This window comes from Fibrobacter sp. UWB1 (assembly GCF_002210325.1).
Lineage (GTDB): Bacteria > Fibrobacterota > Fibrobacteria > Fibrobacterales > Fibrobacteraceae > Fibrobacter.
This window is the reverse complement of the sequence record NZ_MWQL01000010.1, coordinates 94,639-108,554: the sequence shown is the minus strand read 5'-3', so window position 1 is coordinate 108,554 and position 13,916 is coordinate 94,639. Positions and strand designations below refer to the sequence as shown.

At 49.7% G+C, this 13,916-nt stretch carries 11 protein-coding genes; 3 read left to right on the top strand and 8 right to left on the bottom strand.

Going from position 1 to position 13,916, the window contains the following annotated elements; all coding sequences use genetic code 11:
- The first annotated feature begins 2 nt into the window (after positions 1 to 2).
- The 3 genes from B7988_RS09350 to B7988_RS09340 all read left to right on the top strand — a co-directional run bounded on the left by B7988_RS09350 (position 3) and on the right by B7988_RS09340 (position 3,148).
- Positions 3 to 959: a putative nucleotide-diphospho-sugar transferase gene (locus B7988_RS09350; protein ID WP_088657687.1), complete on the top strand. Its 957-nt coding sequence runs from the start codon at positions 3 to 5 to the stop codon at positions 957 to 959.
- Positions 956 to 1,798 (top strand): endonuclease/exonuclease/phosphatase family protein, encoded by an 843-nt coding sequence (locus B7988_RS09345; RefSeq protein ID WP_088657686.1) that lies wholly within the window; start codon positions 956 to 958, stop codon positions 1,796 to 1,798. Before B7988_RS09350 ends, B7988_RS09345 begins: the two co-directional genes overlap by 4 nt.
- Positions 1,799 to 2,119: 321 nt before the next feature.
- Positions 2,120 to 3,148: an O-antigen ligase family protein gene (locus B7988_RS09340; RefSeq protein WP_170930604.1), complete on the top strand. Its 1,029-nt coding sequence runs from the start codon at positions 2,120 to 2,122 to the stop codon at positions 3,146 to 3,148.
- On the opposite strand, the gene B7988_RS09335 is transcribed toward B7988_RS09340, so the two are convergent.
- From B7988_RS09335 to B7988_RS09300, 8 genes are all read right to left on the bottom strand, one after another.
- Entirely contained in the window at positions 3,123 to 4,163 is a 1,041-nt protein-coding gene (locus B7988_RS09335) for a glycosyltransferase family 2 protein (protein ID WP_088657684.1), read from the bottom strand. The genes B7988_RS09340 and B7988_RS09335 overlap by 26 nt on opposite strands.
- A complete protein-coding gene (locus B7988_RS09330; protein WP_073319491.1) occupies positions 4,153 to 4,983 on the bottom strand; it encodes a LicD family protein in 831 nt (276 codons plus the stop codon). The genes B7988_RS09335 and B7988_RS09330 overlap by 11 nt, the downstream gene beginning before the upstream one ends.
- On the bottom strand, positions 4,983 to 5,834 hold the full coding sequence (locus B7988_RS09325; RefSeq protein ID WP_088657683.1) for a LicD family protein: 852 nt from the start codon (positions 5,832 to 5,834) through the stop codon (positions 4,983 to 4,985). Before B7988_RS09325 ends, B7988_RS09330 begins: the two co-directional genes overlap by 1 nt.
- A 5-nt stretch (positions 5,835 to 5,839) precedes the next feature.
- Positions 5,840 to 7,210 carry a nucleotide sugar dehydrogenase gene (locus B7988_RS09320; protein ID WP_073319485.1) on the bottom strand — a complete coding sequence of 457 codons (1,371 nt, stop codon included), beginning with the start codon at positions 7,208 to 7,210 and terminating at the stop codon, positions 5,840 to 5,842.
- A 155-nt stretch (positions 7,211 to 7,365) separates the two neighbouring features.
- Entirely contained in the window at positions 7,366 to 10,113 is a 2,748-nt protein-coding gene (locus tag B7988_RS09315; protein WP_249268935.1) for a CotH kinase family protein, read from the bottom strand.
- 116 nt (positions 10,114 to 10,229) lie between these two features.
- Complete coding sequence (locus tag B7988_RS09310; protein ID WP_088657681.1) at positions 10,230 to 11,075, bottom strand: EamA family transporter; 846 nt, start codon at positions 11,073 to 11,075, stop codon at positions 10,230 to 10,232.
- A 2-nt stretch (positions 11,076 to 11,077) separates the two neighbouring features.
- Entirely contained in the window at positions 11,078 to 11,485 is a 408-nt protein-coding gene (locus B7988_RS09305; RefSeq protein WP_088657680.1) for a four helix bundle protein, read from the bottom strand.
- Between the two features lie 36 nt (positions 11,486 to 11,521).
- Positions 11,522 to 13,855: a lytic transglycosylase domain-containing protein gene (locus tag B7988_RS09300; protein ID WP_249268934.1), complete on the bottom strand. Its 2,334-nt coding sequence runs from the start codon at positions 13,853 to 13,855 to the stop codon at positions 11,522 to 11,524.
- Between the last annotated feature and the right edge of the window lie 61 nt (positions 13,856 to 13,916).

The following is a 13,916-nucleotide window of genomic DNA, read 5'->3' as shown; positions in this document are numbered from 1 at the left end:
CCATGACGTTCGTCTACGTTCTCGTCAGCAATGAAAAAGACACTTATTATGAACAGACCATGATAAGCGCGTCTAGCCTGCTTGCGCACAACAAAGGCGCCAAGGTGACAATCATCGTCGACCAGGGAACTGCGGCAACCTTTACAGGGAAAAGAACCTACCACGAAAAACTTGACGTACAGATTCGCGAAATCCAGGTTCCGGAAAGCTACAATAACCGCGACCGTTCCCGCTTTTTAAAGACAACGATGTACCACTACGTCGACGAGGATTTTCTCTTTATCGACGGTGACACCCTTGTATGCGAAGAGCTGAAGCCTGACTTTAGTGAAGACATGGTTATCGGAATGGTTCTTGACCGTCACCAGAAAATTTCCGAAGGCAGCTACCAGAATTTCTACGAGAAACGTTCCAAGCCTCTGCACTGGAGCGCCGGATACCAGGACATGCATTTCAACAGTGGCGTCATCTGGGTCAAAAAATCTCCCAAAGCCCAAAAGTTCTTTGACGAATGGCACCATCTCTGGAAAGAGACCCTGGAAAAATACGCTGTCGTTTACGACCAGACGGCACTCAACGAAGTAAACGTCCGTCTAGGCGGCATCGTGAAAGAAATGGACGGCACCTGGAATTGCCAGGCAACACGAAGATCATCGTTTCTCAAGTACCTTTATAGTGCAAAAATCATGCACTACTACGCAAGTTTTGGCCTCACCTGCTTTGACTTGGCTGACAAAGGCGTGCAGAGAAGCATCCTCGAAATGAATCACAAGAAATTGGACGCCATCTTGGCAAACCCAAAAATTGCATTCTGCTCCGTGCAGGACGTGAACGCCGACCTGATTTCCGTAAAAGTTCAAAGAACGGCATTCTACAGGGCGATTGTATTCATGTATAAACGCCTGAAACCGGTTTATCGAGTCATTGACAAAGCTTGCGGTCTGATTATTCGCAAATGATCAAGCATATTGCCATTTTTTTCGTTCTACTTTTTTGCATCCCGTTCGTTTCTTACGGAGTGGAACTTCGCTACGCCTCCTGGAACATTCGTTGGGAAGATCCCAAGGATATCGAAAAAGGCGACGCGTGGGAAAAAAGGAAGGAACCTATCGCAAACGTCATCAAGTTCCATGACTTTGACATTGTGGGCCTTCAGGAAGGAAGTCCATACCGCCTAAAACAATTGATGGAACTTCTCCCCGAATACGACATCATTCTTTCCGATACCATGGAGTACAACCCTATTATAATAAAAAAGGGTTTGTTTACCGTTGCCGACTATGGACGGTTCTACCTTTCTAAAACACCCGAAAAAAAAAGCAAAAGTTGGGATTCCAAACACGCTCGGTACTGCACCTGGGCGAAACTCAAATTCAAACAAGATTCCCTGTACATTTTCAACGTCCACTTTGACCACCACGGCAAGGACGCCCAGGCCGAAAGTGCAAAGCTGATGAACCGGAAAATCTACTCCATGGCCGGTAGCGCACCATTCATCTTTGCCGGCGACATGAATTTCACATCCAGTTCCAAGTCATACAAAAATCTGGAAACCCCTGTCATGGTCGACGCCCAAAAAATCGCCGAATTCGCAAGCACTCCCAACGGCAGTTACAACCATTTCGATCCCACTCGTTTCGGCATTTGGCAACTTGACCACATATTCGTCGCCCCAGGTACAAAAGTCAAGCGTTTCGGAATACTGAACGAAACCTATTACGACGGAGAAAAGTTCCGCTACCCCTCCGATCATTCCCCCGTCACAATCCGCTTTGAACTAAGCGGGGAAAATTATTAGTATATTTGGAAAATGAGCGCCGCAATCCTGCTATTCTTTTTTGGATTACTCTTTACGATAATCTACTCCGATTCAGAAAAGCGATTTCTAACGCTCGTCATAGGGACGATTATTTTCCCGAACGTAGCCCTATTCACGACAAACCCCTCCATATCGCCGCAGCACATTATACTGTACGTTTTTTTCATAGTGGAGTTCTTCAAGGATCGCGACAATTTCAACAAGAGCCTTTTTTTCAACATTCTGACAATTCCCATTTTACTCAATATCATCAGTTACTTTTTTACGGCCCTCTACAATTCGGGAATTGCATCCAAGGACATGTACTACGGCATTCGCGACGCCATAGACTGCTTGGGATACATCTATGCGGCCTATCTGTACGCTCGCCATGTCGGGATAAACAATCTTGCGTTCAAGTTGATCCCCTTCGTTTACATCATTTGCGCCTGCGGCATTATAGAAGTAATGCTCAATGACAATATCCCTTACAGGATGGTTTGCGCCGCCTTTCCGCACTACAACGGATCCTTCGACTTGAACTCTAAAGTCAGCCTTATCGAAAGCTGGCGTTTGCGTACATTCTTCACCACAAAGCATCCCACGGCATTTGGAATGCTTTTGATGTCACTATTCCTTTTTTATCTACCCTATTTAAAGAATGACACACAAGAACGCAAGAAAATTCTGTCCGTACTGATTCTTCTCTCCATAAACCTTGTGCTCTGCGGATCAAGAACGGCGCTTGTATGCGCCTTGTTGGGCGTAGCACTCATGATTTTCGACAGGGTGGGGCCATTCCTTAAACTCATCATTGCAGGTATCGTCATCTTCTCCTTTTCCGCATTATTTTCCTTTATGGTGGACAATTTCCAAACCAGTCATGCGGGCAAGGGTTCTTCACTTGATTTTAGAGAAAGACAGCTCCTGTTCACAATGGTTTCCATTAGCAACTCGCCCATTCTAGGAAACGGCAACAAGTATACATCTCATGTCATTTTTGCAGAAGATACCCGCGCGCAAGACAATCACGGAGACGACTTGGGTGGGCTCGAATCCGTTGTGTTCTCCCTGCTTATAGACCGCGGTTTCTTCGGGCTGTTCTCCTATTACCTTCTTTTGCTTTGGATGTTCATCATCCTATTCAAGCATCGAAAGGCTCCCCTTATTTCAGGCGGCTTCGCATTGGTTGCCGCCGGCACGGTATTTGTCACCTTGTCCGGAACAATCGGGAACTGCTCCCAATTCCTTTTCTTGTTTGCAGGTTGCCAGCTCGGAGAAATCCAGAAAGAAAAAATTGAAGAATTAGAGGCCGAAGAAAAGCCTAGCCTCGACGACGCCAAAGAATAACAGCAAGCAAAAGATATAGTCTTCGATAAGCTAAAGTCCCAAAGAACTTCTCCGTTCCAACGAGGCGCATCGAAGGCACCTTCGCAACGAAAGGCTTATAGAACGGGTCATTCAGCAAAATTTTAAGGCTCCTGTATTTAGTCCAGAACGGCAAGGAACTCGAAAAAAGCTGTCCGGCCTGTTTCTTCGCATAATAAAGGAATCGTGACTGATACGCATTGATTAGCTGATCAGCCCCATTCGTTTTGATAAAGAGCAGAACTTCTTTCGAAATAGCCCTATACACATCTATTGGAGACATTTCATGTGCATGGCATAGCGACGTTGACAGCACGCGGTAACGGCAGATTGGCTTCTGCACATAGCAAACCCTGTTCGAAAACTGCAATGCACGCAGCACAAAAATACCATCTTCAAACAAACTTATAGACAACGGGAATCGAATTCCATTTTCCACAAGCAACTGACGACGAAACAACTTTGCCCACGGGGTTGCCAAGAGATACCCGCTGCGTTCCGAATAGTACGGAGAAAATCCTCTATACAGCACCGTCTGCTGAATTTTAATAATCGTCTCCCGGTCAGACGTGGCAAATGGTTCATTGAAAAAGATGTATCGACGATCTTTTTCCGGGCCGTCGTTTCCCTGAAATGAAAAATGGTCTCCAAAAACAACGTCCGCATTTTCGCTAGAGATCTTTTGGATTAAAACCTCAAGCGCGTTCGCAAGGAGCAAATCGTCTGAATCTACGAACAGCACGTATTCGCCGCAAGCCGCGGCAAGGCCGTCGTTGCGAGCCGCCGACACGCCGCCGTTCGCTTTGTGAATCACCTTGATGCGAGAATCTTTCGCGGCGTATTCATCGAGAATTGCAGGAGAATCATCCGAGCTTCCGTCATCGACGGCGACAACTTCCCAATCCGAAAAAAACTGAGCAAGCACGCTATCGATACATTCACGCAAATATTTTGCGGAATTATAGACCGGAATGACAATACTGACTTTAGGCGTCATCGCTTACCGTCTGCAGAGCGTGATGATTGCGGTCATCAACCTTCGGCGGCGTCATGTAGTCGCCATAAAGTTGCGTACAGACAAAGTCATAATCTTCGGGGCCACAAATTTCGGTATCCTCGAACGGATACATTTTGCCCTTGCCGTAATACTTCTTATGGAACATCTCGCGGAACTTGTAGGCGCCCATGGCATTCACCAGATAATCCGACTTTTCGTACGGAGTCGCCGTCAGTGCGCGTTCCAAGCGGGCAAGGCATTTCTTGGTATCAAATAATTTCTGGATCGGCGTATGCAGACCAATCCACACTAAAATTCGTTCGTGCAGCGGGCGCCCTTTCTTGTTCACATCGACTAGGCGGTCAAAGCAAGAAAAACGATACATGGCTCGCAACAGCAGGACCTGATAAACTTTCAGCTTACGCAACAAACCGTTGTTCGGCATGGCGTCCAGCGGGAACAAGTCTATCCAGGCGAAAGTTTCTTCCGCCTTCAGTTTGTCATGACGTACAACCTTGAAGGTCGTATCTTCAATATGTCCAAAATAACGGATGCAGTCTTCGGAATTCTTGTACGAGCGGAACTTGATATTGCTCGATTCCGGCAGGCCTTCCAAAATCTTGCAAAGGCGTTCGTAATCCGGGCGCGGAATACCGACATCGATATCGTCATCCCAAGGAATAAAGCCCTTATGGCGAACCGCACCAAGCAATGTCCCGCCCAAGGCATAGTATTCAATATGATTATCTTTGCAAACTTGCTGGAAATATTTCAGCAAGTCAAGTTCCTTCAGTTGCAATGCGCGCAGGGACTCGTCCATCAATACGCCTGTTGTTCAACAAGTTGAGCGTCATGCACGTTCTTGTCGCAGTCTTCCGGTTCCTTCATGTAGTCACCGTACATTTGCGTAAGAACCTTGTCGGCATCTTCGGGGCCCATCAGTTGCATGTCTTCGAACTGATAAAGCTTGCCCTTGCCGTAGTAGGACTTCGGGAACATTTCCTTGAACTTGTACTGCCCCATAAAGTTCACGATCCAGTTCGAATCCTGCACCTTGTAACGGCGAAGCACCAAATCCAGCTTGATTAACCACTTCTTGTAGTTCTTATGGCCGCTAACGCCCAAATCCTTGACAAGTGCGATCACGATTCGTTCGGACAGAGGCCTATTCGGGCGGTTCAGGTTGACCTTGTCAAAGCAGGCGACATGGTAACGCAGGCGCAACCACAGGAGTTTCAGCATGTGGATCTTGCGCACAAACCAATTGTTCGGCATGCCGTCCAGCGGGAAAATGTCGACCCAGAGGTTTTCCTTTCTCGAGACCAAGCTCCCGTTACGGTTCATCTCGTAGCGGGTATCCACAATTCTCGAGAAATAATAATGGTGGTCGGACTTGTCGCGATAAGAGCGCAATTCCAGATGTTTCGGAAGAATCTTCGGAACAAGCCTCAAAAAACGTTCGTAATCTTCTCGGACGATACCGATATCGATATCGTCATCCCAAGGAATAAAGCCCTTATGACGGACAGCGCCAAGCAAGGTTCCGCCCAACAGATAATATGGTATAGAATTTGCCTCGAGAGCCGGCTTTATTTCCTTAAAGATTTTCAAAATAGGCACCTGCGCCTTCGAAAGAGGCACTGGTTGCCCAGTTTTTGAATCGAGTCCCATTTTCTTTACTCCGCTTTCCCCTTACCAATGCTAGACACTTCGAAACCGATCTTACGGAGCGCTTCGGCATCCAAGATATTGCGGCCGTCGAATACGAAGGCAGGCTTGGCCATGCCCTTGTAAATGCGGTTCCAGTCAAGTTCTGCAAAGCACTTCCATTCCGTGCAGACTACCACAGCGTGAGCGCCTTCGGCGGCCTTGTACGGATCCTCCTCGAACTGAACCTGGTCAAGCACGTCCTTCAAATCGCGCTTGGCATCAGGGATAGCCTTCGGATCGGTAACGACCGGCAGTGCATGTTCGGCGAGCAAGTCGCGCACAACAAGGTTTGCAGGGCTTTCGCGAGTGTCGCCGGTATTTGCCTTGAAGGCGAAACCGAACACGGCAATTTTCTTGCTTGCAATCGTGTTGAACATGGTCTCGAGCATGCGGTCCACCACACGGTGGGTCTGCCATTCATTGATTTTCACCACCGATTCCCAGTAGGCAGCCACTTCGGGCAGTCCATAGTAGCCGCACAGGTACACGAGGTTCAAAATATCTTTCTTGAAGCAAGAACCGCCAAAGCCGATAGAGGCCTTGAGGAACTTGGGACCGATACGGCGGTCCTTACCCATCACGTAGGCAACTTCGTCCACGTCGGCGCCGGTCTTTTCGCAAAGGGCGCTAATCGAGTTAATAGAGCTGATACGCTGTGCCAAGAAGGCATTAGCGGTCAATTTCGTGAGTTCGGAACTCCAAAGATTCGTCGTGAGGATTCGATCGCGCGGCACCCAGTGGGCATAAACGTCTACCAGCTTCTGGCAGGCGGCAAGGCCCGATTCCGTCTGGTGGCTACCGATCAGCACGCGGTCCGGTTCAAAAAGGTCGTTAATGGCGGTACCTTCGGCCAGGAATTCCGGGTTGCTGAGCACTTCAAAGTGCAGGCCCTTGTCGTTAGAGTTCAAGATTCGTTCCATGGCGGCAGCGGTACGCACCGGGAGCGTGGACTTTTCCACGATAATCTTGCCTTCATCGGCAATTTCCAGGATGTTGCGAGCCGTCTTTTCCCAGTACTGCAAGTCAGAAGCCTTGCCGGCACCATGGCCAAACGTCTTGGTCGGGGTATTCACAGAGACAAAGATAATGTCCGCTTCCTTGATAGCAGAGGGGATATCGGTGCTAAAGAAGAGGTTACGGCCACGGGCACGCTTCACCACGTCATCAAGGCCGGGTTCAAAAATCGGGAGATTGTCGCTATTCCAGGCATCAATACGGGCCTGGTTGATATCGACCACAGTCACTTTCACATCGGGGCACTTGTCGGCGATAACAGTCATAGTGGGGCCACCGACATAGCCCGCGCCAATGCAAAGAATCTTGGTATTGTAACTCATAATGTGCCCAAATTTAGAAAATTACGCAATTCCTGACCTTGATTATAACTAAAGAAGGCACCGTTATGCACATTCGTAAGATATAAGGAACAACTTTTCGTTCACGGGGTGTTCGCTATAATACGAGGTGCTTGTTGCTCACACAGACCGCAACTTTACTTAAATACCGCGGTCAGGGCATCGATTTCACCCGGATTGACCGAACGCACCTGCTCCATTACACCATCGTTCCAGCCCGCCCAAACGCCACCGACGGTTGGCACGGCTTCGAGTGTCACGGGGAGTCCTTCAAAGAAATTGACCGCCAGCGGGTACGAATCTATTTTCAGTCCATGGACTTTTATGATACCCGGTCCGCTTACCGAAAGTGACAACGCAATCGGGCGACCCAGTTCAAAGTATTCGCGCAGTTCATCGTACATGACTTCCGGACGGTCCTTCACAAAGCTCTTGATATCTTCAAGCTCTCGGTCCATTCTCGAAGCGCTCAAATGCCAGCGTTCCTGATCGCGCGGAATTTCCGATTCGATTTCGGACATCATGCTTTCGATACGGGCCAGTACGCGCGCGCTCGAGAAATTCATATTCAACAGCACCGCCATGCGGTTTACGAACGCCGTACGGAACCCGGGATTTTCAAGCAGGCTCCGGAACAGGAACGTATACTCGGGGCCGTTTGGCCAAGAAGGCCCGTCTTCTGCCGCGGCGAATTCAAAGATATTGTTCGTGTATTCGCTATAGCCGTTGCCCATTCCGAAATCCATGTCGTACAGGAACCATTTCCATTTCGTTTTCGGATTGCCGCTGCGCCATTTTTTCAGATTGTTGCCGGGCCAGTCGCGGTTATTCGCATACATTTCGGTCTGCATGTAATTCATGAAATTGTCAACGTCTATTTGCGACGATATATACGCATAATTCGTTTCATTTTCGAGGCTGTTCAATTCAAGCCACTCCATCAGCGCCACGTAATCGACGGCGGAGCCTGCCGACACGGAATTGTCCGCCTTGAGCAGGTCGATATTGTCTGGATTCAACCCGTAATGCGTTTCAAAATAGTATTCCGTCGAGCGTTCGCGAATGCTATGGATGCCATAGTATTCACCGTTATAGTACACCACCGCAAATCGCCCGCGCTGGTAATCCACACCCAGGCCTTCGCTAATCGAACTTGCCAGGCGGTCGCGAATGTAATCGTTACCGAAATTGCTTCCGTTATTACGCAAAATGAAAACCTTGAACTTGTCCAGCTCCGGAAATTCCGGGAACAGGCAATAACGCAAGCGCTTGTCGCCATACTTTTCGCGGAAGGTGATCGCGACCGATTTCTTGTCGTTCTGGCGGCTGTAATTTCCAAAAATCTTGAGACCCGCGCGCTTCACGAACGACGGCGCATTCACGCCCGGCTCCATGAATTCCACCGTCACGGGGATTTCCTTGTCGAGCCAGTAATTCGCACCATAATGCGGAGCCTTGCTCTGCGCGAAATTTCCTTCCATGTAGATTCCCGAATCCGGATCAAAAAGCGAATTCGGATCCGCTGTCAAGAGCACCACCGGCAAGGAATGTCTTTCGCCCAAGACATAAGTGCGCACCATTTCTTCGCCAGGGAGTTTTCCCGCCTCAAAAGAGGCACAGCGAATCGTCGTCGATGAATCCACCGCCAGCGAAACCGTCTCCGGAGAATCTGCCGTAGGCGCAAGGCCGCCCTTTTCGCAACGCACATTCGCGCCCTCAGGCAAGGCAATCACAAAAGGCTCCGCATAAAAACCTGATGACGGAATTTCTGTCAAAGTATCGACCGCCGGCGAACGCGACTGCACCACCGGTTGCGCCGCAAGGCCATAGGGCGAAGCTTCGCCAAAGCCAAAGCCCTGCGTGCCGTCGGCAAGCACGCCCAAACCCCACGTTTTACCAACCGGCATTTCGGGGTACGCCACAGAATCCACAATCGCCGTATCCGCATTCAGCAAATACAGGCTCCCTCCCGACTCAGAAATCTTGAAGCCCGCATGCGGTTCATGCCCACGGTTACGGGCAATGTAGCTGAAAACCTTGACAGTCACTTCTTGAGACTCGTTCGCCTCGGGGCTCATGCGCGTGCCGTAAATATTCTTGAGGTCCGGGAACGTTGTTCCTGTCGGGAGTGGCATACGGTAAACCGTCGAAGAATCACCGGTTCCCGTAAGCACCATTTCATAGCCCTTCCAGTCATCGATATCGGGCTGCGTGAGCCTGAAAGACACCTTGCGATTCTTGGTAATGTAAGCCTGCATCAGGATTTCATTCGCCGCCGAAATGTCGAGCACATCGTCCTTGTCGGAACTTCCAGTGCCCACGAACACTGCAATCGAAGACCAGCCAAGCTCCTCGTTCTCGCCCAATCGCATCACGGCTCCAAAACGACTTTCACCATTTTCCTTAAAGCAGTTCTTTTTCTGACCAGGCAAGGGATCCGCATAGCTATAACCCGGCGGGTCGCTTTGGGAATCGGTCCATGTCCAGCAACCAGGTCCAATCATGTCAAGCGAATCATGCGGCAATACGTAATCAGGGTAATTCTTGCCCGACATGAACACCAGCAGAAACGCATTTGGTGCCATTTTCACATTCCCGAATTTCCACTTGAACGGTTCCGTTTTCGAATCGGTCAAATACAGGCCTGACAAATCTACCGTATCGGCCGAGGTATTGAAAAGTTCTACCCAGCCGGCATCACCACCCTCGTGGTCCTCATAAACGATATTGATCGGGTCAATCTCGGTAAACATGACCGGGCCACCCACAAACCGGAGCGTTACACTATCGGCAGCCGTAGAATCATTTGCTGGAACATCCTGTTCAGACTTGGAAGAACTCGACGAATCATCGGAACATGCCGAGAACACCAAAAACGACAGCAACAATATGCCAGAGAACGACCCTCCGGCCTTACAAACTAAAGACGAGAAAAAACGCCAACACACCATGTATTGAATATATATTAAATCGCCTACAATCGGCGAATAGTAAGATATTCTTAAAGTTGTTGTTTATTCTTTCTTCTAGGGCGGCGCACAATGAACAGGCATGCACCAATCAACACAAGGGTCACCGAAATCACCTTGCCCATCGGGAACGTTTCCGAAAATACGAGCACGCCGGCCAAAGTCGGCACCGCAGCGCCAACGGCCGCGCTGAACGGAATAATGAACAGCGCGCGACCGCGGGAGAACGATACCTGCGAATACAAGAAAGCTATGCCATACGTCGCAATGTAGCCGAGCGTCCTAAAATCCAAAAGCAAGTTCGCAATCGAAGAAAGTTCGATATGGTCCAAGTCAAAATCCATCGCGAGGCTCTTATAGAATGCTGCCGAAAGTCCAAAACCCACACCCATAATCAAGGAGTCGACCATTTCGCGGTCCTTGACCCACAAATGCGCCAGCAACGTCACGGCACTCAGCCCGCCGGCGTATGCCCACAGCATTCCGACATTCTGGACCGCCGTCGATCCGCCCAGGTTTTCGACAGAGTACAACAGGCCAGCCACCACAAAACAAATCGCGATCACAATGCGCTTGGTCAAAGCCTCTTTCAAAATGCAAAATCCCATGAGGGCGGTAAGCACCGGATTCAAGACCATCATGGGCTGCACCTGGCTCAAGTCATAGCGGGCCATGGCAATGTAGTAGCCGAGCGTGGCAAGGCCAGAACAGCAAATACCTAGCCACCAGAACTTGTTAGTGACAACACCCTTGAAAAATTCCCAAGGTTTCGAAGTACCGCCCGTGCGCTTGCCCACCGCAGACACGCCCGATTTCTCGAGAATGTTCCCGCAAGCAAAAAGAAACGCCGGGCCGATAGTTAAAAGTAGAAACAGCATAGTTAATTCGGAGTTCGGATTTCAGAATTCAGAGTTTTCTTCGAGTATTTATTCTTGGCCATCTTATTTCGAACCGTTCTGGTTATCGAGACCAACAATCTGATGAGTTCATCACAATCTGAATTTATGCTTTTAAAAGCATCATCATTAATATAACCTGTTTTATTCAATAATTCCAACCAGTATTGCGTCTCATCTGCTTCCTTCAAAGAAACAGTCAGTTTAGAATAGAAATCTGGCGTCGATTGAGCCCTTTTCGCTTCTCGAATATTAGCACCAATACTAGTTCCACTTCTAAGGGCCTGCTTGGACATTACATATTCATGTTTTTCATTAGAAAGCTTTTGATACAACTCAACCATTCTAATAGAAAAAAACATGCTTTTATTCTGTAAAAAATTCTCTTCCATTGCAATCTCTTGTCATCATAATTCCGAAATTCGAAATCAGAATTCCGAACTATCATAGATTTCCTGGTAGATCCAATAATTCCCCATGACGCGCTTTACGTAGTCGCGGGTTTCCCAATAGCTAATGTCTTCGGCGCGCACATCCCAGGACTTGCCTTCGCCAGCCGCCTGCCAGCGCTTGGTGGGCTTGGGGCCTGCATTGTAATTGCCCAGCACGTACATGTAGTCGTCATTATATTCGGTCTTCAAGTCAACCAGGTAGCGGATTCCCAGACGAATGTTCATGTAGGCATTAAACAGCTGACGCGGCTCGAAATTCGGGATGCTTTCTTTTTCGGCAAGCATTTTGCCCGTTGCAGGCATAATCTGCAAGAGTCCGCAAGCTCCCGCCGGCGACATGATTTCAAAATTGAAAATCGATTCCTGGCGCATCACGCTGTATACAAAGAACGGATCGATGCGGTCACCCGAATGGAACTTGACCTGATCCATGTACGGAACAGGGAACAGGTAATGCAGCACGTCGATGGGCGGCGCCATCAGGCGACGTCGATCGATATTGTTCTGGAACTGGCGAGCGAGGCGATACCCGGCAGCGGTTTCGCCCATTTCGTAGAAGAGTTTGCCGTATTCGTACAAGAAATCTAGACGTTTCGCGTTCTTCTTGCGGGCTTCGTCGTAAAGGGCAAAGGCCTGATCGCTAAAGCCGTACTGGAACAGCGTGCGAATGCGATTGTAACGTTCCGGATTGTAAGTCGTATCGGGCTTGCCCACCTTCTGCGAGGCACGCACCCAGGCAAGCGTCTGTTCCGGAGCCATGCGCACGCCGTGTGCATACGGTACATCCTTTTCAGCCATCAGCTTGTATTCCACCAACTTCATGCGACTGCGGTGAGCATAGTAGGCCAGCGGGAAATCGCGAATACAGTCAAGGTAGGCTTCACGGGCCAAGGAGTCCTTTCCGATTTTCATGTAGGCATCGCCCAGGAACATGCGGGCGCCGCTTCCGCTCCACAGGAACGGCTCCTTGGTCGCCTCAATCAGCGCCGGAATCGCTTCATTCCACTTTTCCTGTTTGAAGTACACAAAGCCAATACGGAACTTGGCCCACTGGCGCTTGATATTATTCTTAAAGCGTTTGTGCGAAAGAGTCCTGTAGCAGACAATGGCGCTATCGTACTGTTCCTTCTGTTCGTATTCGAAACCCTTCACCCACAAGTTGTTGGCGTTTTCCTTGCTGAACTGGTTTGCATCTTGCAAGGCGGCATCCATCTTGCGGATTTCCTTTTCGTAACGGGCGGCGTTATTGCGGTACAGGCGCAGAATCGACTGCATCCACAAGGGGCGCGCTTCTACAGAATCCAGCAGGAACTTGAACTGCTTAATGGATTCGTCATCGCGCTTGAGCGTACGCAATGTCACAGCGCGCTTTTCCCACAGGGCAATACGGGTTCCCATATCCAAGGAGCTCGGCGCAAGCTTTTTCTGCAGCGAATCTTCGGGCGGCGGGAGCGCCGCCTCCGGCGAAAGCGAGACAAGCACCGAATCCAGAATGCGAATGGAATCCAACAGAGTCAGGCATTCGTTGGCATTATCTTTGGCGCAAGCCATCCTGGCATAAGCCACCTTTTCTTCCAAAGTCTCGGGAGCGCCACGCACCTTGCGCAGCCTACGGATGGCAGCGAAAGCGGAATCCTTGTAGTTAGAGGCACTCGTCAGGAGTCTCAGGTAAATTCGCTTTGCCTCTTTCATCTGCTTGAACTGTTCCAGATACTGGGCATAGCGATAACGCAAAGCCGCCGCATCGTCGGACTTCGGGTACTTTTCCACGAAAACCTTCAACGAATCCGCATGGGCGCGGTCACTCAACGTAGAGTCAGCCATCGCCGCCTCAATGCGTAACCTGGATGCAACGCGGTCAAAAGAAGCATCCTGATCCAGATTCTTGTACAGTCCCAGCACCACGCGCATATTCTTGTAGTCACGCAGCTTGAACAGGCACTTGGCCATTCTCAAAATCACGGAGCCATCCAACAGGGCATCGCGACCACGCAGGGAATCGTAAGCGAAGTAGGCGCTGTCCCACCGTTCCTTGTAAAAGAACTGGGCCGCACGTGCAAAGTCGCGGACGTTCTTGGGCTGTGCCTTGTCTTCGCTCAAAGCCTTCAGGCGGTCGTAGCGCACCACCACATCCTGGAACTGCGAGGGCGGAATCTGTTCCAGGGACTCGTACGGATTCGGGGGCGTAAACGGCATCGACGCAATCAAGCTATCAGTCGCTTGCGATGGCAGCGGGCTCGACGCCACAGACGTAGAGCCAGCGAACGCGCACACGCCTAAAAACACAACCAACAAAACAATCCTACACATATTTTCTCCTAAAGTCTGCCGCAAGGACCTTCGGTCCTTCAAGCAGGGAGCGTTACCGCAA

Excerpts from the sequence above, each read along its gene's own strand:
- B7988_RS09350 (WP_088657687.1), top strand. The coding sequence starts at position 3 with ATGACGTTCGTCTACGTTCTCGTCAGCAATGAAAAAGACACTTATTAT.
- B7988_RS09345 (WP_088657686.1), top strand. The coding sequence starts at position 956 with ATGATCAAGCATATTGCCATTTTTTTCGTTCTACTTTTTTGCATCCCG.
- B7988_RS09340 (WP_170930604.1), top strand. The coding sequence starts at position 2,120 with ATGTACTACGGCATTCGCGACGCCATAGACTGCTTGGGATACATCTAT.
- B7988_RS09335 (WP_088657684.1), bottom strand. The coding sequence starts at position 4,163 with ATGACGCCTAAAGTCAGTATTGTCATTCCGGTCTATAATTCCGCAAAA.
- B7988_RS09330 (WP_073319491.1), bottom strand. The coding sequence starts at position 4,983 with ATGGACGAGTCCCTGCGCGCATTGCAACTGAAGGAACTTGACTTGCTG.
- B7988_RS09325 (WP_088657683.1), bottom strand. The coding sequence starts at position 5,834 with ATGGGACTCGATTCAAAAACTGGGCAACCAGTGCCTCTTTCGAAGGCG.
- B7988_RS09320 (WP_073319485.1), bottom strand. The coding sequence starts at position 7,210 with ATGAGTTACAATACCAAGATTCTTTGCATTGGCGCGGGCTATGTCGGT.
- B7988_RS09310 (WP_088657681.1), bottom strand. The coding sequence starts at position 11,075 with ATGCTGTTTCTACTTTTAACTATCGGCCCGGCGTTTCTTTTTGCTTGC.
- B7988_RS09305 (WP_088657680.1), bottom strand. The coding sequence starts at position 11,485 with ATGGAAGAGAATTTTTTACAGAATAAAAGCATGTTTTTTTCTATTAGA.
- B7988_RS09300 (WP_249268934.1), bottom strand. The coding sequence starts at position 13,855 with ATGTGTAGGATTGTTTTGTTGGTTGTGTTTTTAGGCGTGTGCGCGTTC.